At 62.7% G+C, this 16,925-nt stretch carries 16 protein-coding genes; 5 read left to right on the top strand and 11 right to left on the bottom strand.

From position 1 onward, the window contains the following. The first annotated feature begins 126 nt into the window (after nucleotides 1-126). Nucleotides 127-2,082 carry an acetoacetate--CoA ligase gene (locus FHK92_RS27520; protein ID WP_181291048.1) on the top strand — a complete coding sequence of 652 codons (1,956 nt, stop codon included), beginning with the start codon at nucleotides 127-129 and terminating at the stop codon, nucleotides 2,080-2,082. A 62-nt stretch (nucleotides 2,083-2,144) separates the two neighbouring features. Here the strand turns inward: FHK92_RS27520 and FHK92_RS27525 are convergent, their stop codons facing one another. After that, on the bottom strand, nucleotides 2,145-3,260 hold the full coding sequence (locus tag FHK92_RS27525) for a PilT/PilU family type 4a pilus ATPase (protein WP_181291070.1): 1,116 nt from the start codon (nucleotides 3,258-3,260) through the stop codon (nucleotides 2,145-2,147). 133 nt (nucleotides 3,261-3,393) lie between these two features. On the opposite strand from FHK92_RS27525, the gene FHK92_RS27530 reads away from it, so the two are divergent. Next, a complete protein-coding gene (locus FHK92_RS27530) occupies nucleotides 3,394-5,931 on the top strand; it encodes a PAS domain-containing protein (RefSeq protein WP_181291050.1) in 2,538 nt (845 codons plus the stop codon). Nucleotides 5,932-5,979: 48 nt separating this feature from the next. Then, complete coding sequence (locus FHK92_RS27535) at nucleotides 5,980-6,255, top strand: peptidylprolyl isomerase (protein WP_019690952.1); 276 nt, start codon at nucleotides 5,980-5,982, stop codon at nucleotides 6,253-6,255. 157 nt (nucleotides 6,256-6,412) lie between these two features. Here the strand turns inward: FHK92_RS27535 and FHK92_RS27540 are convergent, their stop codons facing one another. The 8 genes from FHK92_RS27540 to FHK92_RS27575 form a co-directional block, all read right to left on the bottom strand. Further along, on the bottom strand, nucleotides 6,413-7,327 hold the full coding sequence (locus tag FHK92_RS27540) for a sugar kinase (protein WP_181291052.1): 915 nt from the start codon (nucleotides 7,325-7,327) through the stop codon (nucleotides 6,413-6,415). A gap of 151 nt (nucleotides 7,328-7,478) precedes the next feature. Further along, nucleotides 7,479-8,696, bottom strand: a complete 1,218-nt coding sequence (locus tag FHK92_RS27545; protein ID WP_181291054.1) for an amino acid deaminase — start codon at nucleotides 8,694-8,696, stop codon at nucleotides 7,479-7,481. A gap of 29 nt (nucleotides 8,697-8,725) precedes the next feature. Next, the gene (locus FHK92_RS27550) at nucleotides 8,726-9,490 is read right to left on the bottom strand and encodes an IclR family transcriptional regulator (RefSeq protein ID WP_181291056.1); all 765 of its coding nucleotides are present in this window, start codon (nucleotides 9,488-9,490) and stop codon (nucleotides 8,726-8,728) included. Between the two features lie 164 nt (nucleotides 9,491-9,654). Then, a complete protein-coding gene (locus FHK92_RS27555; protein ID WP_181291057.1) occupies nucleotides 9,655-10,044 on the bottom strand; it encodes a RidA family protein in 390 nt (129 codons plus the stop codon). Nucleotides 10,045-10,068: 24 nt separating this feature from the next. Further along, the gene (locus tag FHK92_RS27560) at nucleotides 10,069-10,857 is read right to left on the bottom strand and encodes an amino acid ABC transporter ATP-binding protein (RefSeq protein ID WP_181291059.1); all 789 of its coding nucleotides are present in this window, start codon (nucleotides 10,855-10,857) and stop codon (nucleotides 10,069-10,071) included. Further along, a complete protein-coding gene (locus tag FHK92_RS27565; protein ID WP_181291060.1) occupies nucleotides 10,854-11,516 on the bottom strand; it encodes an amino acid ABC transporter permease in 663 nt (220 codons plus the stop codon). Before FHK92_RS27565 ends, FHK92_RS27560 begins: the two co-directional genes overlap by 4 nt. Before the next feature lie 9 nt (nucleotides 11,517-11,525). Continuing rightward, the gene (locus tag FHK92_RS27570; RefSeq protein ID WP_181291062.1) at nucleotides 11,526-12,188 is read right to left on the bottom strand and encodes an amino acid ABC transporter permease; all 663 of its coding nucleotides are present in this window, start codon (nucleotides 12,186-12,188) and stop codon (nucleotides 11,526-11,528) included. A gap of 54 nt (nucleotides 12,189-12,242) precedes the next feature. Further along, nucleotides 12,243-13,091: a transporter substrate-binding domain-containing protein gene (locus tag FHK92_RS27575; RefSeq protein ID WP_003200222.1), complete on the bottom strand. Its 849-nt coding sequence runs from the start codon at nucleotides 13,089-13,091 to the stop codon at nucleotides 12,243-12,245. Nucleotides 13,092-13,518: 427 nt separating this feature from the next. Here FHK92_RS27575 and FHK92_RS27580 point away from each other — a divergent pair, with 427 nt between their 5' ends. Beyond that, the gene (locus FHK92_RS27580; RefSeq protein ID WP_181291064.1) at nucleotides 13,519-14,964 is read left to right on the top strand and encodes an aldehyde dehydrogenase family protein; all 1,446 of its coding nucleotides are present in this window, start codon (nucleotides 13,519-13,521) and stop codon (nucleotides 14,962-14,964) included. 5 nt (nucleotides 14,965-14,969) lie between these two features. Here FHK92_RS27580 and FHK92_RS27585 read toward each other — a convergent pair whose 3' ends face one another. Both FHK92_RS27585 and FHK92_RS27590 read right to left on the bottom strand, forming a co-directional pair. Further along, nucleotides 14,970-15,362, bottom strand: coding sequence for a GFA family protein (locus FHK92_RS27585; RefSeq protein WP_181291065.1), 393 nt, complete (start codon nucleotides 15,360-15,362; stop codon nucleotides 14,970-14,972). A 30-nt stretch (nucleotides 15,363-15,392) separates the two neighbouring features. Further along, nucleotides 15,393-16,319 carry a LysR family transcriptional regulator gene (locus tag FHK92_RS27590; RefSeq protein WP_181291066.1) on the bottom strand — a complete coding sequence of 309 codons (927 nt, stop codon included), beginning with the start codon at nucleotides 16,317-16,319 and terminating at the stop codon, nucleotides 15,393-15,395. A 132-nt stretch (nucleotides 16,320-16,451) separates the two neighbouring features. On the opposite strand from FHK92_RS27590, the gene FHK92_RS27595 reads away from it, so the two are divergent. After that, complete coding sequence (locus FHK92_RS27595) at nucleotides 16,452-16,853, top strand: RidA family protein (protein ID WP_181291068.1); 402 nt, start codon at nucleotides 16,452-16,454, stop codon at nucleotides 16,851-16,853. The last annotated feature ends 72 nt before the right edge of the window (nucleotides 16,854-16,925 follow it).

Below are 16,925 nucleotides of genomic sequence, written 5' to 3' on the forward strand. Positions count from 1 at the left end.
AGACGCCTCTTGGGCCCGCTTCGCAGGCCAGCGGGAGCAAGCTCCCTCGCCACAAAAGCGCTTCTCGCCACCTGAAGCACCTTGTGCTGCAATGTGTGCAAGTCTCAGAAAAACAAGAGGCAAACCATGTCCGATATCCTCTGGCAACCCAGCCCCGAACGCATCGCCCAGTCGCGAATGGACGCCTTTCGCCGGTTCGTCAACGAACGGCACTTGCTGCAACTCAACGACTACCCAACCCTGCACGCCTGGAGCATCGAGCAGCGCGAAGCCTTCTGGCAGGCCATCGTCGACTTCTTCGAGATTCGCTTTCATCAAGCGCCTTCCGCCGTGCTCGAAGAAGGCCCGCAAATGCCCAGCGCTCGCTGGTTTCCAGGGGCGACGCTGAACTTCGCCGAGCACTTGCTGCGCCGCCGCGACAACGCCGTGGCGGTCGTGGCGCTCAGTGAAAACGGCGACGAAGAACAACTGACCTGGGCCGATCTCGCCGCCCATGTCGCCGGCCTGCAACAGAGCCTGCAAGCCGCTGGCGTGACCCAGGGCGATCGGGTTGCCGCCTGCATGCCCAACACCTGGCAAACCCTCGTGGGCATGCTTGCCACCACCAGTCTGGGCGCCATCTGGTCGTGCTCGTCGCCGGACTTCGGCACCCAGGGCGTGATCGACCGGTTCGGCCAGATCGAACCCAAGGTGCTGATCACCTGCGCCGGTTATCGCTATGCCGGGAAAACCATCGACCAGCGGCCCAAGGTCAACGAGATCCTCGAACGGCTTCCGTCGCTGCAACAATTGATCGTGCTGCCCTACGCCCGACCCGACGCCCGCGTCGAAGACTTCAAGACCCCGGCCCGCGTGGCGCTGTGGGACGGTTTCTACCAACGTGGTGGCGAGCTGGCATTCACGCCCGTGTCATTCGATCATCCGCTGTACATCCTTTATTCCAGCGGCACCACCGGCGTGCCGAAGTGCATCGTCCACGGCACCGGTGGCGTGCTGCTGCAACATGCCAAGGAACACGGTTTGCACGTGGACTTGGGCCCCGGAGACCGGTTGTTCTACTACACCACCTGCGGCTGGATGATGTGGAACTGGCTGGTGTCGGCACTGGCGGTGGGCAGCGCGGTGGTCTTGTATGACGGCTCGCCGTTCCACCCGGGCCCGGAACGCCTGCTCGATCTGATCGACCGCCAGCGGGTCAGCGTATTCGGTACTAGCCCCAAATACCTGGCAGCCCTGGAAAGCCAGGGCGTCAAGCCACGCCAGACCTATGACTTGGGCAGCCTGAGGACGATCCTGTCCACCGGCTCGGCCTTGGCGCCCCACAGTTACGATTACGTCTACCGCGACTTCAAGGCCGACGTGTGCCTGGCCTCGATGTCCGGCGGCACCGACATCGTGTCGTGCTTCGTCAACGGCAATCCGCTGGCCCCGGTGCGCCGGGGCGAGATGCAGGGCAAGAGCCTGGGCATGGCGGTGCAGGTCTGGAACGAGGCCGGCGAAACGGTGGTGGGCGAAAAAGGCGAACTGGTCTGCACCCGGCATTTCCCGGCGATGCCCATCGGGCTGTGGAACGATCCCCAACAGGAAAAGCTTCGTGCCTCCTATTTCAGCCAGTTCCCCGGCGTATGGGCCCAAGGGGACTACGCCGAAGAGCTGCCCCACGGCGGCCTGCTGATCCACGGACGCTCCGACGCGGTGCTCAACCCCGGTGGCGTGCGCATCGGTACGGCGGAAATCTATCGGCAAGTGGAAAAAGTCGAAGAAATCCTCGACAGCGTCGCCATCGGCCAGCAATGGCAAGGTGATGTGCGGGTGGTGCTGTTCGTGCGCCTGCGGGACGGCTTGGTCCTCGATCACGCGCTGGAGCAGAAGATTCGCCAGGTCATCCGCGCCAACACGACACCGCGCCATGTGCCGGCGAAGATTCTCGCGGTCAGCGATATTCCGCGAACCATCAGCGGAAAAGTGGTGGAGCTGGCGGTGCGCAACGTGGTGCATGGCGAGCCGGTGAAGAACACCGATGCACTGGCCAATCCCGAGGCGTTGGAGCAGTTTCGTGGGCGTGTGGAGCTGGCGAGCTGAGCGCACCTTGCAACTTTTTGGCGAGGGGATTTATCCCCTCGCCACAGTGGGACGCCCAACGATCAGTCCATAAGCCCCCATTCCCCCGTCGGCGGCTCAGCCGGAGGCGCCGCGCCGGACTCGGCATGGAGCTTGAGCCGCAAGCGCAAATTGTTCGCCGAATCGGCGTTTTTCAACGCTTCTTCTTCATCGATCGCCCCTTCCACCACCAGGTTGAACAACGCCTGGTCGAACGTCTGCATGCCCAGTTCTTCGGATTTCTCCATGATCCCCTTGAGTTCGCCCAACTCGTTGCGCCGGATAAGGTCGGCCACCGTGGGTGAGCCGAGCATCACCTCCACCGCCGCCCGCCGCTGGCCGGTGCGGGTGCGTACCAGGCGCTGGGAGACGAAGGCCTTGAGGTTGTTGCCCAGATCGTGGAGCAGTTGCGGGCGGCGTTCCTCCGGGAAAAAATTGATCACCCGGTCCAGGGCCTGGTTGGCGTTATGGGCATGCAACGTGGAGATCACCAGATGGCCGGTGTCGGCGAAGGCCAGGGCGTGTTCCATGGTCTCGCGGTCGCGAATTTCGCCGATCAGCACCACATCCGGCGCCTGACGCAAGGTGTTCTTGAGGGCGGCGTGAAAGCTGCGGGTATCCACGCCCACCTCCCGCTGGTTGACGATGGATTTCTTGTGCCGGTGAATATATTCCACCGGGTCCTCGATGGTGATGATGTGGCCGCTGCTGTTGCGGTTACGGTAATCGATCAGCGCCGCCAGCGATGTCGATTTGCCCGAGCCGGTGGCACCGACGAACAGCATCAGCCCTTGCTTGTGCATGATGGTTTCAAGCAGCACCTTAGGCAGCTTCAGGTCTTCGAAACGCGGGATGTCCAGCTTGACGTTGCGTATGACCATGGACACGTCATTGCGCTGCTTGAAGATGTTGACGCGGAACCGTCCGACGCCGGCCAGGGAAATCGCCAGGTTCATTTCCAGTTCCCGATCGAACTCAAGGCGCTGTTCGGCGTCCATCAATGACTCGGCAAGCCCGGCGATGTCGCCGACCTTGAACGCCTGGTTGCTCAGCGGCTTGAGCACACCTTCGAAACGCGCGCAGGGCGGCGCGCCGGTGGACATGTAGAGGTCGGAGCCGTCCTGGCTTGCCAGGATTCGTAACAAAGGATCAATTTCCATGGCCATAAAAACATCCGCGAACTTCAATGGACACGCTGACCCGAGCCAGAAAAACTTCAGATCAACCCGCGCTTAACTTCTTCAGAGGATAGTAGAAGCCGCAGCATCGACATGACATCCAGGGACTCCCGTGATGAACGCAATACCCGCCAGCAGCGACACGCAGCAGTTGATCGCCCGCCTGGACTGGACCACCAGCCCGCTGGGCGCCAGCGAGACCTGGCCCCAAAGCCTGCGCACCGCCGTGGACATCGTGCTCCATTCGCCCATGCCGATGGCGGTGCTGTGGGGGCCGCAGTTGATCCATCTGTACAACGACGCCTACGCCCGCCTGGTCGGCGACAAGCACCCCAGGGCGTTCGGCCAACCCAGCCACACGGCCTGGCCGGAGCTTCGCGGCGAAACCGAAGGGATTTATCACAGCGTGTTGCAAGGCCGCATGCGCACCTTCCGCGACCAGCGCTGGCGCATGCCTTTTGGCGGCCGCCTCTGTGATGTCTGGCTGGACCTGACCTACAGCCCGGTCCACGACGAACGCGGCAGCGTGGCCGGTATCCTGGTCACCGCCATCGAGACCAGCGAACGGCGACGCCTGGCCCAGGAGTTCGAACGGCGCTCCGAAGCCAGCCTCAAGGCCCAGCAGGAAAGCGAAGAACGCCTGCAACTGGCCCTGGCGGCCACTGATGCGCTGGGCACTTGGGATTGGGATATCAGCGAAGACCGCTTCATCGCCGACGCACATTTCGCCCTGCTCCATGGCGTCGACCCGAACCTGTCGCGCCAGTTGCCCATCAGCGCCTATCTCGAAGGCGTCCACCCCGAAGACCGGGCGATGGTCGCGCGCAGCATCAAGCATTGCATCACCCATGGCACCGAATACGCCGAGGAGTATCGCCTGCTGCAGCCCAACGGTGAGCTGCGCTGGGTGTTCGTGCGCGGGCGCTGCTACAAGGATCGCCATGGCCGGCCCAAGCGTTTTCTCGGCGCGGCCCTGGACCTGACCGAGCGCAAGCGTACCGAACACGCCCTGCGCCAGAGCCAGACCGAGCTGCAACTGATCATCAACGCGATGCCGATCCTCATCAGCTACGTCGACCGCGAAGAACGTTTCCGGCTGAATAACAGTGCCTACCTGAACTGGTATGGCCTGACCCCACAGGAGCTTTACGGCAAGACCGTTCGCGAAGTCATCGGCGAGGAAGCCTACGCCGCCCGCGCCTTACAGATCGCCGACGCCCTGGCAGGCAAGCCGTGCAGCTTCACCGCTGAGTCGGCCCACCGCGACGGCCGGCCGCGTCATGCGCTGATCAACTACCTGCCGCGCCGAGGCGGTGACGGCTCGGTGAATGGCTTCTATATCTTTGTAATCGACGAGACCGAGCGCAAGAAAACCGAGGAAGCCCTGCGCAACCTCAACGAAACGCTGGAAGAACGAGTGATCGCCCGCACCCAGCAACTCGCCGAGGCCAATCACCGCTTGCAAAGCGAGATGTTCGAACGCGAGCGGGCCGAGGAAGCGCTGCGCCATGCGCAGAAAATGGAAGCGGTGGGCCAGCTCACCGGCGGTATCGCCCATGACTTCAACAACATGCTCACCGGCATTCTCGGCAGCCTCGACCTGATGCAACGCTACATCGCCGCCGGTCGGGCCGCCGAGATAGGCCGCTTTACCGAAGCGGCGATTTCTTCGGCCAACCGCGCCGCCGCCCTCACCCATCGCCTGCTGGCCTTCTCCCGACGCCAGTCGCTGGACCGCAAGCCGTTGGATGCCAACACGCTGGTGCATTCGCTCGAAGACCTGCTCAGCCGCACCACCGGCGATCACATCGTGCTGCGGCTGCAGTTGGCCGGCGAGCTATGGCCGGTCAGCACCGACGCCAGCCAGTTGGAAAACGCCCTGCTCAACCTGGTGATCAATGCCCGGGACGCGATGCCCGACGGCGGCGAGTTGACCATCGAAACCGCCAACGTCTACCTCGACGGCAGCGACATCAGCACCCTGGAGCCGGTGAAGGCTGGCGATTACGTAATGATTGCGGTGCGCGACAACGGCAGCGGCATGACCCCCGCCGTGCTGGCAAAAGCCTTCGATCCATTCTTCACCACCAAGCCCATCGGCCAGGGCACCGGCCTCGGACTGTCGATGATTTATGGATTCGCCCAGCAGTCCGGTGGGCACCTGAGCCTGGACAGCGTCCCGGGCCAAGGCACGCGGGTGCAGTTGTACCTGCCGCGCCTGCGCGTCGCACCGGCTGAGCAAGCCACTGAACCATCAGTCACCGGCGCCCCCGCGGCCATCGCCGGAGAGACCGTGTTGCTGGTCGAAGACGAACCGGCCGTACGCATGCTGGTGCTCGACCTGCTCGCCACCCTGGGCTATACCGCCCTCGAATCCGAGGACGCCAAGCGCGCGCTGGAGTTGTTGGAATCCGAGCAACGCATCGACTTGCTGGTGACCGACGTTGGCCTGCCGGGCATGAACGGCCGGCAACTGGCGGAGATTGCCCGTCAGCACCGGCCCGATCTGAAAGTGCTGTTCATGACCGGTTACGCGCAGAAAGCCACCGAGCGCCAAGGTTTCCTGGATCAGGGCATGGACATGGTCGCCAAGCCTTTCAGCCTGGATCTGCTGGCCAACAAGATTCGGACGATGATCAACCATGGCCACTGACTTGAGGCATAATCGCCGCCCTTTTCCCCCGTTCAGGTCTGTGCCGCAATGAAAGCCCAAGCCCGCCATATCCTGGTGAAAACCGCCGAAGAAGCCGAACAGCTCAAGCAACGCATCGCCAAGGGCGAAGCCTTCGACGTGTTGGCGAAGAAATATTCCACCTGCCCCTCCGGCAAGCGCGGCGGCGATTTGGGTGAGGTGCGGCCCGGGCAAATGGTCGGCGCCATCGATGCGGTGATTTTCAAGAAACCGTTGCGGGTGGTGCATGGGCCGATCAAGAGCAAGTTCGGCTATCACTTGGTTCAGGTGTTTTATCGGGATTGAGGGATGCCGGCCCTTGTGGCGAGGGAGCTTGCTCCCGCTGCGCCCTGTAGGAGCTGCCGAGCGAAGCGAGGCTGCGATCTTTCCGCAGGCCGTTGAATCTGGAGCAAAAGAATAAAAGATCGCAGGCTTCGCCAGCTCCTACAGGGTCCGGCAGCTCCTACGTCGGTATCAACGCCCCCGGCACCTGGATCACCCGACTCGCCAGCAGATGCCCCGCCTCGGCCGCCTCCGCCGGGCTGCCGCCCAACAAGCGACTTGCCAGGTAGGCGGCACTGAACGAGTCCCCCGCCGCCGTCGTATCCACCACGCGCTCAACCCGTTGGGCCGGCACCTCATAGAACTGTCCATCACAACGGATCAGGCAGGCCTCGGCGCCACGCTTGAGCACCACCTCCGGCGTACCGAGTTGCCCATAGGCCGCGAACACTGCCTCGGTGTCGGCATGACCGAACAGCGCTTGTTCGTCCTCCACCGTCAGCAACGCCAGCTCGACATGGGGCAACACGCTGCCGTAAGCCGCCCGGGCGGCCTCGACCGAAGCCCAGAGCCGTGGCCGGTAGTTATTATCGAACACCACCTGGGCACCGCGTCGCCGCGCCTCGATCAAGGTTTCGATAAGTTTGCGCCGGCCCTGCTCACCAATCACAGCCAAGGTAATGCCGCTGAAATACAACACGTCATAGTCCGGCAAGGCTTCCAGGATCGGCGCGGCGGCGGGCGTGGTGAAACACTCGCGTACGGCGGCCTCGTTGCGCCAGTACAGGAAACGCCGCTCGCCCGCCGCGTCGGTCTGGATGCAGTACAGGCCCGGCAGGCGCCCGGGCAAACGCTGGACCCTGTCCAGGCCGATGTTTTCAGCAGCCCAGCCCTGGCACATGGCGTCGCTGAAGCTGTCGTCGCCAAGGGCGGTGACGTAATCCACCGATCCTTTATCGCCCAAAGCCCGGGCCAGGTAGACCGCGGTGTTCAGCGTATCGCCGCCGAAGCTTTGCTGCAGGCTGCCGTCGGCGCGGTGTTGCAGCTCGATCATGCATTCGCCGATCAGGGCGATGCGGGGTTTAGTGTTGCTCATGGGTAATCCTGATATTCAGCGGTGTCTTGCAGGCCGCTTTCGCGAGCAGGCTCGCTCCCACAGGGATCGTGGTGGACACAGGTTTTGTATTCACAACAAATCCAATGTGGGAGCGAGCTTGCTCGCGATAGCCGCGACTCGGTCCCAAGTCCTAAAAGCAGGTCTCCATAACCTCAACCACCCGCAACCCCTCATCCACCAGGCACCCTACCCGCCACTTGTCGAACGTCAGGCACGGGTGGGATGTCCCAAACGAAATGATGTCCCCCACCCGCAGCTCAACCCCCGGGGCCACCGTCATGAACGCATGTTGGTCCATCACCGCCGTCACCTTGCAAGCGCTGACGTCGTCACCCGTGACCGAATCAGCATTTGGTTGATAGCGCTTGAGCGGCACCGGCAGCCCGGCGTCATAGGCCACGTCGCGCTTGCCCAGGGCGATCACCGCGAAGCCCGGCTCCGGCATCGACTGCACATGGGCCCAGACTTCCAGGGCCGGGCGCAGGCCTTCGTGCAAATCGCTGCGACGCTCCAGCACGCAGCACTGGGCCTCTTTGTAGATGCCATGGTCATGGGTCACATAACTGCCGGGGCGCAGCACGCTGAGGAAACGCCCTTGGGCATTCCGGGCTTCGAAGGACTTGGCGATCAGGTCGTACCAGGCCGAACCCGAGGCGGTGATGATCGGCTTGGCGATGGCAAACGCGCCGCTGTCCTGCAACTGCACGGCCAGCCCCACCAGCGACGCGGCGAATTGGTGAATGCCGCTGATGGCATGATCACCGTGAATCACCCCTTCGTAGCCTTCGATGCCGGTCAAGGCCAGCGCCGGTTGCGCACCGATGGCCTCGGCCAACGCCAGCACCTCGGCTTCGGTCCGACACCCGCAACGACCTCCGACCACGCCGTACTCGATCATCACGTTCAGCCGCACACCGCGAGAGGCAAAATAGGCCCCGAGCTGGGCGACGTTGTCCGGATGGTCGACCATGCAATGAAATTCAAACGCCGGGTCGGCCAGCAGATCGGCGATCAGCGCCATATTGGGTTTACCGACCAGTTGGTTAGCCATCAGCACCCGGCGCACGCCATGGGCATAAGCGGCACGGGTTTGCACGGCCGTGGCGAGGGTCAGGCCCCAGGCGCCGGCATCGAGCTGGCGACGGAACAGCGCCGGGGTCATGCTGGTCTTGCCGTGAGGCGCCAGCTCGGCGCCGCTGTCACTGACAAAGGCCTGCATCCAGTGAATGTTGTGCTCCAGCGCCTCGCGGTGCAGCACCAGTGCCGGCAGGCTGACGTCCCGCAACAACTGTGCGCCCACGGCAGCGGTGCCCTTCTCGACGAACGCGTTATCGGTGGCAGAAGACATGTTCAAACTCCTCACACAGCCATGGCTGTCTATTCGTTGATGCGACGGGCCAGGTGGTTGGCGCTTTCAATCAGCACCCGGCGGTAGTCGGCGTAATTGTTCTTGGCGTCGGCCCTCGGGGCGACGATGCACAGGGTCGCAATGGCCACGCCGTTGGGGTCTTTGACCGGTGCGGCGAAGCAATGGGTGAAGGTGTCGGCGACGCTGTCGAAGGAGAAAAATCCATCGAGGCCAGCCTGGCGGATTTCCTTGAGAAATTGCTCCAGCGGCAGGCGCTCGCCGTCCGGCAGGATGAAGTCATCGGGGTCGATCAGGTCGATGATCTGCTGGTCGCTCAGATGCGCCAGCAACAGGCGCCCGGACGCGGTCCAGGGAATCGGCGCGTTCTCACCGATGTCCGAGGAAATACGAAAATGCCGCTCGCCTTCCTTCATCAGCGCGACGGTGTATTTTCGCCCGTTGAGCAGGCACATCTGCGCCGTCTCCCGGGTCTGCCGGACGATGTTCTGCAAGGCCTGGTCAGCCTCGCGGCTCAAGTCGAAATGCCGCAGGTGGGCCTGGCCGAGAAAATACAACTGGCGACCCAGGTAGACGTGACCGTCCTTGCCCACCGGCTCGAGAATGCGTCGTTCCAGCAGCGACGCCACCAGTTCATAGACCGTGGACTTGGGGCTGCCGATGCCGCTGGCGATGTCGTTCGGGCGCAGCGGCTGGCCGATTTCCTTGAGGAAATCGAGGATATCGAACGCCCGATCCAATCCCCGGGCCCGGCGTTTGATGGTGTCTTCGGTCATGTCTTTGGTTCCTGAAATTTCACCAATAATCGCATGTATCTTTATTGTGGCGAGGGAGCTTGCTCCCGCTCGGCTGCGCAGCAGTCGTAAAGAATGGGCCTGCTGCGCAGGCCAGCGGGAGCAAGCTCCCTCGCCACAGAAGCGAATTCGCCAGAAGATCGTGGTCAGGCCTTTTTCTTGTAGGCGACGCAATCGATCTCGACCTTGCAATCGACCATCATGCTCGCCTGCACACACGCCCGGGCCGGGGCGTGTTCCGGGCTGAAGTACTCGCCGAAGACCTTGTTGAAACTCCAGAAATCCCGCGGGTCTTCCAGCCAGACGCCGCAGCGCACGACATCTTCCAGGCCGTAGCCAGCTTCTTTCAGAATCGCGATCAGGTTCTTCATGGTCTGGTGGGTCTGCTCGACGATGCCGCCAGCGATGATCTCGCCGTTCACCGCCGGGACCTGGCCGGACACGTGCAGCCAGCCGTCAGCCTCCACGGCGCGGGCGAAGGGCCGTGGCTGGCCGCCGCCTGCGGTGCTGCCGGTGCCGTAGCGCGTAATGCTCATGGGTTATCTCCTTGTTGAAATGAATTAAAAACGCGTGTTCTTGAGGAATTCCGCCAGGCGTGGCGATTGCGGTCGCTCGAACAATTCCTTCGGCGGCCCTTGCTCTTCGATCCGGCCCTGGTTCATGAAGACGATCTTGTCGGAGACCTCGAAGGCGAAGCGCATTTCGTGGGTTACCAGCAGCATGGTCATGCCGTCTTCGGCCAGGCCCTTGATCACGTTCAGCACTTCGCCGACCAGCTCCGGATCGAGCGCAGACGTCACTTCGTCAAACAGCATCAGGCTCGGGTTCATCGCAATCGCCCGGGCGATCGCCACGCGCTGTTGCTGGCCGCCGGACAACTGACCGGGAAAGTGATCGCGCCGTTCCAGCAGGCCGACCCGCTCCAGCCATTTTTCGGCCAGGGCCACGGCTTCGTCCTTGGGCAGTTTCTTGACCTTGAGCAGGCCCAGGGTGACGTTCTGCAGCGCGGTCAGATGCGGGAACAGGTTGAATTGCTGGAAGGCCATGCCGGTCATGGCCCGGTGCCGGGCGATGACTTTCTCGGCGTGACGCACACGCTTGCCACCCACCTCGTCATAACCGATGGATTCGCCGTCGAGCATGATCTGGCCGCCCTGGAATTCTTCCAGCATGTTCACGCAACGCAGCAGCGTGGTCTTGCCCGAGCCACTGGAGCCGATCAGCGTGACCACGTTGCCGCGCTGCATGCTCAGGTCGACACCCTTGAGCACTTCCAGCGGGCCGTATTGCTTGCGCAGGCCGCGAATGTCCAGCAGCGGCTGGGTGTTGGAGAGGGAAATATCAGTCATGGCAAGGCCACCCGCTTTTCAATGTGCCGCCCGAGCAACTCGATGGCGTAATTGATGATGAAAAAGAGAAACCCGGCGAACAGATAAAACTCCAGGGTCATGAAAGTCCGCGCGATGATCTGCTGGGTGCTGAGCAGCAATTCGGCCACCCCGATCACCGACAGCAGGGTCGAGGCCTTGACGATCTCGGTGGAGGAATTGACCCAGGTCGGCAGGATCTGCCGCAACGCCTGGGGCAACATCACGTAGCCCAGCGCCTGGTAGAACGTCAGGCCGATGGCCTGGCTCGCTTCCATCTGCCCACGGGGCAACGCCTGCAAGGCGCCGCGCACGATCTCGGCCACATGGGAGCCGCAGAACAGCGTCAGGCCCAGCACACCGGCCTGGAACGCACCGATCTGCCAGCCCAGCGCCGGGGCCATGTAGAAGCAGGCCAGCACCAACACGAACACCGGCGTGCCGCGAATCAAGTCGACGTAGAAACGAAACGGCGCGCGCATCCACGCCCGGCCATAAGTCAGCACCAGCCCGGCGACGAGGCCGATCAAGGTGCCCAGCACAATCGCCAGCGCCGAACATTGCACGCTGGTGAGAAAGCCCGCCCACAAGGTGTCCCGGGCGACCCACAACTCATGCAACCAACTGGGGGATTCGTACATGGGAAGCTCCTAACGGCGGATCGCCAGGCGCTGCTCGAAATACCGCAGCAGCATGGCAATGAGGTAACAGGCCGCGACATACAGGGCCGTGGTCACCAGCCAGGTTTCAATCACCCGGTAGCTCTCCACGTTGATCTTGCGGGCGTAGTAGGTCAGCTCCGGCACGGCAATCGCCGCCGCCAGGGAGGTGTCCTTGAACAGCGAAATGAAGTTGTTCGACAAGGCCGGCAATACGTTGCGCAGCATTACCGGCACGGTGATGTAGGCCTTGACCTGCCACTCGCCGAGGCCGATGGCCAATCCCGCTTCGCGCTGGCCCTTGTGAATGCTCAACAACCCGCCGCGAAACACTTCGGTCAGGTAGGCCCCGGCGTACAGCGAGAGCGTGATGACGAACGACGGCAGCTTGTCGAGGCGAATGCCCAGGCTCGGCAAGGCGAAGTAGATCAACAGGATCAACACCAGGATCGGCGTATTGCGGATCACCGTGACATACACCGACGCCAGCACCCGCAGGACGCGATGTTTGCTGAGCAACGCGAACGCCATCGCCAGGCCGATCACGCAACCGATGGCGATCGACACCAGCGCCAGGGAAAGCCCCAGCCCGAGCCCCGCCAGCAGCGTGTCGAAATCGCGCCAGACGGCGGCAAAGTTCAACTGATAATTCATGGTCGGCAGCACCTTCGACGGAGCGCCCGCAAGGGGCGCCCCGGGCTCACAGGGTCATTTGAATTCAACAGGGAAACCGATCGCCGGCGACGGCAGCTCGACACCGAACCACTGCTTGAACGACGCCGCATAGGTGGGAAATTCCACGCCGGTCATGGCCTCGTGCAGGGTGGTGTTGACGAAGTTCAGCCAGTCCTGGTCGCCGCGCTTGACCGCACAGGCGTAGGTTTGCGGGCTCCAGGCGTAGGCCGGGCTGCGGTAGCGACCGGGGTTCTGCACCATCAGGTATTTGACCGAGGACTGGTCGGTGGCGGCGGCATCGGCGCGGCCGGAGTTCACCGCCTGGTACATCAGGTCAACGCTGTCGTACTGATCGACTTTGGCCTTGGGCAACGCCTGGTGCACCAGTTCTTCGGCGTAGACGTTCTGCAACACCGCCACGGTGACGCCGTCGCCAGCGGCCTTGAGGTCTTCGATTTCCTTGTACTTGCTGTTGGCCGGCAACAGCAGCCCCACGCCTTCGCGGTAGTACGGCAAGGTGAACGCCACTTGCTGGGCGCGGCTGGCGGTGACGGTGATGAACTGGCAGCTCATGTCGACCTTGTCGGTCAGCAGGTTGGGAATCCGCGCATCGGAAGACTGCACCACGAACTCGACTTTCTCGGGATCGTTGAACAAGCCTTTGGCGACCATTCGTGCGATGTCGATATCAAAGCCCTGCAACTTGCCGTCCGCTCCCTGGAAGTGCCACGGCGCATTGGTGCTGCCCGTGCCCACGATCAATTTCCCGCGTTGCAGCACGCTGTCCAGCTTGCTGTCGGCCGCCTGGGCGACACCCATGGCAGCCGTCGTGGCCGCGAAGAGAAAAACACACGCTTTGAACAAGGAAGGTCGGCGTTGCATGGCAAGCACTCCAGGGTGAGTTCATTCCGCTATACCGGAATATGGTATGTAACAACGGAATAGACAGCAGAAAGTGTGCCACAGCCTTTCGACGCGGTGGAGCGGAAAATGGAATCTCAATGAAATCAGGCAGATAGAAAAACAGCCGATGCGGGGCGAAATCATCGCGCGTTTGCGGTTGCTACCGTTGGCTACGGCTGCCGGGTAGCAAGGCCCCAGCGCGAGGCATATCGAGTGCGCGCTACACCTCACCGCACCAAAATGGCCATCGCTACGTTTTTGCAAAGTTAGCCCAACAGATACAGCAGATTCTTCTTTGCCGAGCCCAACAACGGCACAACCCGCCAGGACCGCTTTGTTAGTTTATGGGCATGCAATCACGACCTGCTGCCGGCAGTGTCATCAACGCTCTACGGGAGCCCGAAGGATGACCAAACCCTCTTATATTCCGCACAACACCGGACAGTTCTACATCAATGGTCGTTGGCAGTCGCCGGCCCAAGCGACGACGCTGGCCGTGATCAATCCAGCCACCGAAGAGGTAATCGCCGAGGTTGCCCAAGGATCGTCCGACGACGTTGACCGTGCCGTCGCGGCAGCCCGGGCGGCGATGCCGGGCTGGGCCGCGACGCCAGTGGCCGATCGCGCGGAAATCCTCGGCAAGCTCCATGAGCTGATCCTCGAACATCAGGAATCCCTGGCCCAGGTGCTTTCCCTGGAGATGGGCGCGGCGATCGGTTTTGCCCGCTCGATGCAAGTGCCGTTGGCGGCCGAACACGTCCGGGTGGCGCGTGATGTGCTGTCCACTTATTCATTCCAAAAGATCGAAAACGGCACCGCCATCGTGCGTGAACCCATCGGGGTGTGCGGTCTGATCACGCCGTGGAACTGGCCGCTCTACCAGATTACCGCCAAGGTTGCCCCGGCGATTGCCGCCGGTTGCACCGTGGTGCTCAAGCCCAGCGAACTGTCGCCCTTGAGCGCCCTGTTGTTCGCCCAATTGGTGCATGACGCCGGTCTGCCGGCGGGCGTGTTCAACCTCGTCAACGGCGGCGGTGCCGAAGTCGGCGCGGCCATGGCAGCGCATCCCGACATCGACATGATCTCCATCACCGGCTCCAACCGCGCGGGCGCCTTGGTCGCCCAAGCTGCGGCCCCAACGGTGAAACGCGTCACCCAAGAGCTGGGCGGCAAATCGCCGAACGTATTCTTGCCCGACGCCGATTTCGCCAAGGCTGTGCCGCCAGGCGTGATGTCGGCGTTGCGCAATGTCGGCCAGTCTTGCAGCGCACCGACGCGGATGATCGTGCCGAGGAATCGCCTGGCGGAAGTCGAGGCACTGGCGGCCGCCACGGCCAATGCGATCGTTGTCGGCGACCCTCGGTCGGAAGACACCGTGCTCGGCCCGATCGCCAACGAGGCCCAGTACAAGCGCGTGCAGGCGATGATCGAAGCGGGCCTCGCGCAAGGCGCCAAGTTGATTTGCGGCGGGCCAGGCCGTGTGGACGGTTTCGCCAAAGGCTTCTACACCCGGCCAACGGTGTTCTCCCAAGTCGACAACGGCATGCGCATCGCCCAAGAGGAAATCTTCGGCCCGGTGCTGTGCATCATCCCGTACGACACCCTGGACCAAGCCATCGCCATCGCCAACGACACCGTCTACGGACTCGGTGCGCACGTCCAGGGCCAGGACCTGGATCAAGCACGCGCCGTGGCCGCGCGCATCCGTTCCGGACAAGTGCTGCTCAATTACCCAGCCTGGAACCCCATGGCGCCGTTCGGCGGATACAAGCGCTCGGGCAATGGGCGCGAATATGGGGTCCATGGGTTCGAGGAGTATCTGGAGATCAAGGCGATTGTCGGGTTCGAGTGAACGCCCTACTCCTCCGACCGCCCGCTACCTTCGCGATCCCCCTGATACCGCCGCGCCAACGCAAATGTCGGTAGCCAAGACTCACGGCGCACGGTCCAGCATTCGTAAGTGGGTGTCAGTTGGTCAGGGGCGTCGAGCGCGCCGAGGTGCACTTCGATCTCGTCGTCGCTGCGGGCGAACAGCGACGAGCCGCAGTGGGGGCAGAAAAAACGCCCGGCGTAGTCCCGGGTTTCGCCCGTGACAGTCACCGCGTCCTGGGGGAACACGGCCGCCGCGAAAAACACTGCGCCATGGTGCTTGCGGCAATCCAGGCAATGGCAAAGGCCAACCCGGTAAGGGCGGCCGGAGGCTTCAAGGCGAACGTTGCCGCACAGGCAACCGCCGGTGAATCGGTCCATCGCTACTCTCCTCTGCATTCAGGAAAAATCTCATGACCCGTGCCGATCAAGGATAGGCGCGTGTTGCGCCATCAGCTCCACCACCCAATCAATGAACACTCGCAGCTTGGCGCTGATATGCCGGTTCGGCGGGTACGCCACGTACATCGGCATCGACTCCAGGCGCCAGTCTTCGAACAACGGGACCAACGCACCCTGGGCCTGGTAGATCCGCGACATATAGGTGGGCAACCAGAGCACCCCGAGGCCCGCCAGGCCCGCAGCCAAATAGGCATTGCCATCGTCGATCGCCAGGGCGTAGCGCCCCTTGATATGCAGATGCTCGTCCTGTCTGTGCATGGCATAAGGCAAGGCTTTGCCGGTGCGTGCCCAGAGGAAACCGACAACGCGGTGTGGGGAGTCCTCCAACTCGCGGGGATGCGCCGGGGTGCCGACGCGCGCCAGGTAGCTCGGCGCGGCGAAGACGCCAAGGGTCAGGTCGCCGACGCGCCGGGCAATCAGCGATTGGTCGGTCAGCTCGCCGCCGCGAACCACGCAATCGACGTTCTCATCGATCATGTCGACGATGCGGTCGCTGACGCCCATGTCGATCTGAATGTCCGGGTAACGCTCGTAGAATGCTGGCAACGCCGGGATCAAGATCAGCGCCGCCAGCGGGCTCGGCACATCAACCCGCAGCCGGCCGCGCGGCAACGCCTGGGCGCCGGACAGGCTGGTCTCGGCGTCGTCCAGGTCGGCCAGCAGGCGAATCGCCCGCTCGTAGAAGACCGCGCCGTCCGCCGTGACATTGACCTTGCGCGTGGTGCGGTTGAGCAATTTGACCCGCAGCCGCGCTTCTAGCTGTTGCACCATCTGGGTCACGGTGGTCTTGCTCATGTGCAGCGTCTCGGCGGCCTTGGTGAAACTGCCCGCCTCCACTACACGAACGAACGCTTGCATCGCATCGAAACGATCCATTTTTGCCTCGGATTGTTTGGTTTCTACAAACAGTGATCGCCAAGGTTGCTCGTTTATCGCCTGGGCACAAGCCCCTAGAGTGACTTCATCGTTGAGTTCCGGCCGCTTTCGGCCATTGATGGAGAGATTCCCATGACCACCCGTGACGTCGTTTTCCCACCCGGCCGCCAGGCGCTTTACGAGCGCAACCGCTATTCACCGGCGATTCGCACCAACGGTCTGCTGTTCGTATCCGGGCAAGTCGGCAGCCGCGAGGACGGCTCACCGGAGCCAGTGCTGGAAGATCAGGTGCGCCGTGCCTTCACCAACCTGAACGCAATCCTCGCCGCCGCCGATTGCAGCTTTGATGACGTGATTGATATCACCGTCTTCATGGTGGATCCGGAGTCGATCTTCGAACGGGTCTGGAGTGTCGTGCCGGAGTTCTGGGGCAACGCGCCGCACCCGACGGTGACGGCGGTGGGCGTGACGTGGCTGTATGGTTTTCAGTTCGAGATCAAGGTAGTTGCCAGGTTGCCCGGATCCTCCATGTAGCATCTGGCGTGCGGAGGGTCAGCTTGCATGGTTTTACTGCCGACCGCAGGCTACCCTTTCACCGCCGCCTCG

The sequence above is a fragment of the Pseudomonas brassicacearum subsp. neoaurantiaca genome, from assembly GCF_013608025.1.
GTDB lineage: Bacteria > Pseudomonadota > Gammaproteobacteria > Pseudomonadales > Pseudomonadaceae > Aquipseudomonas.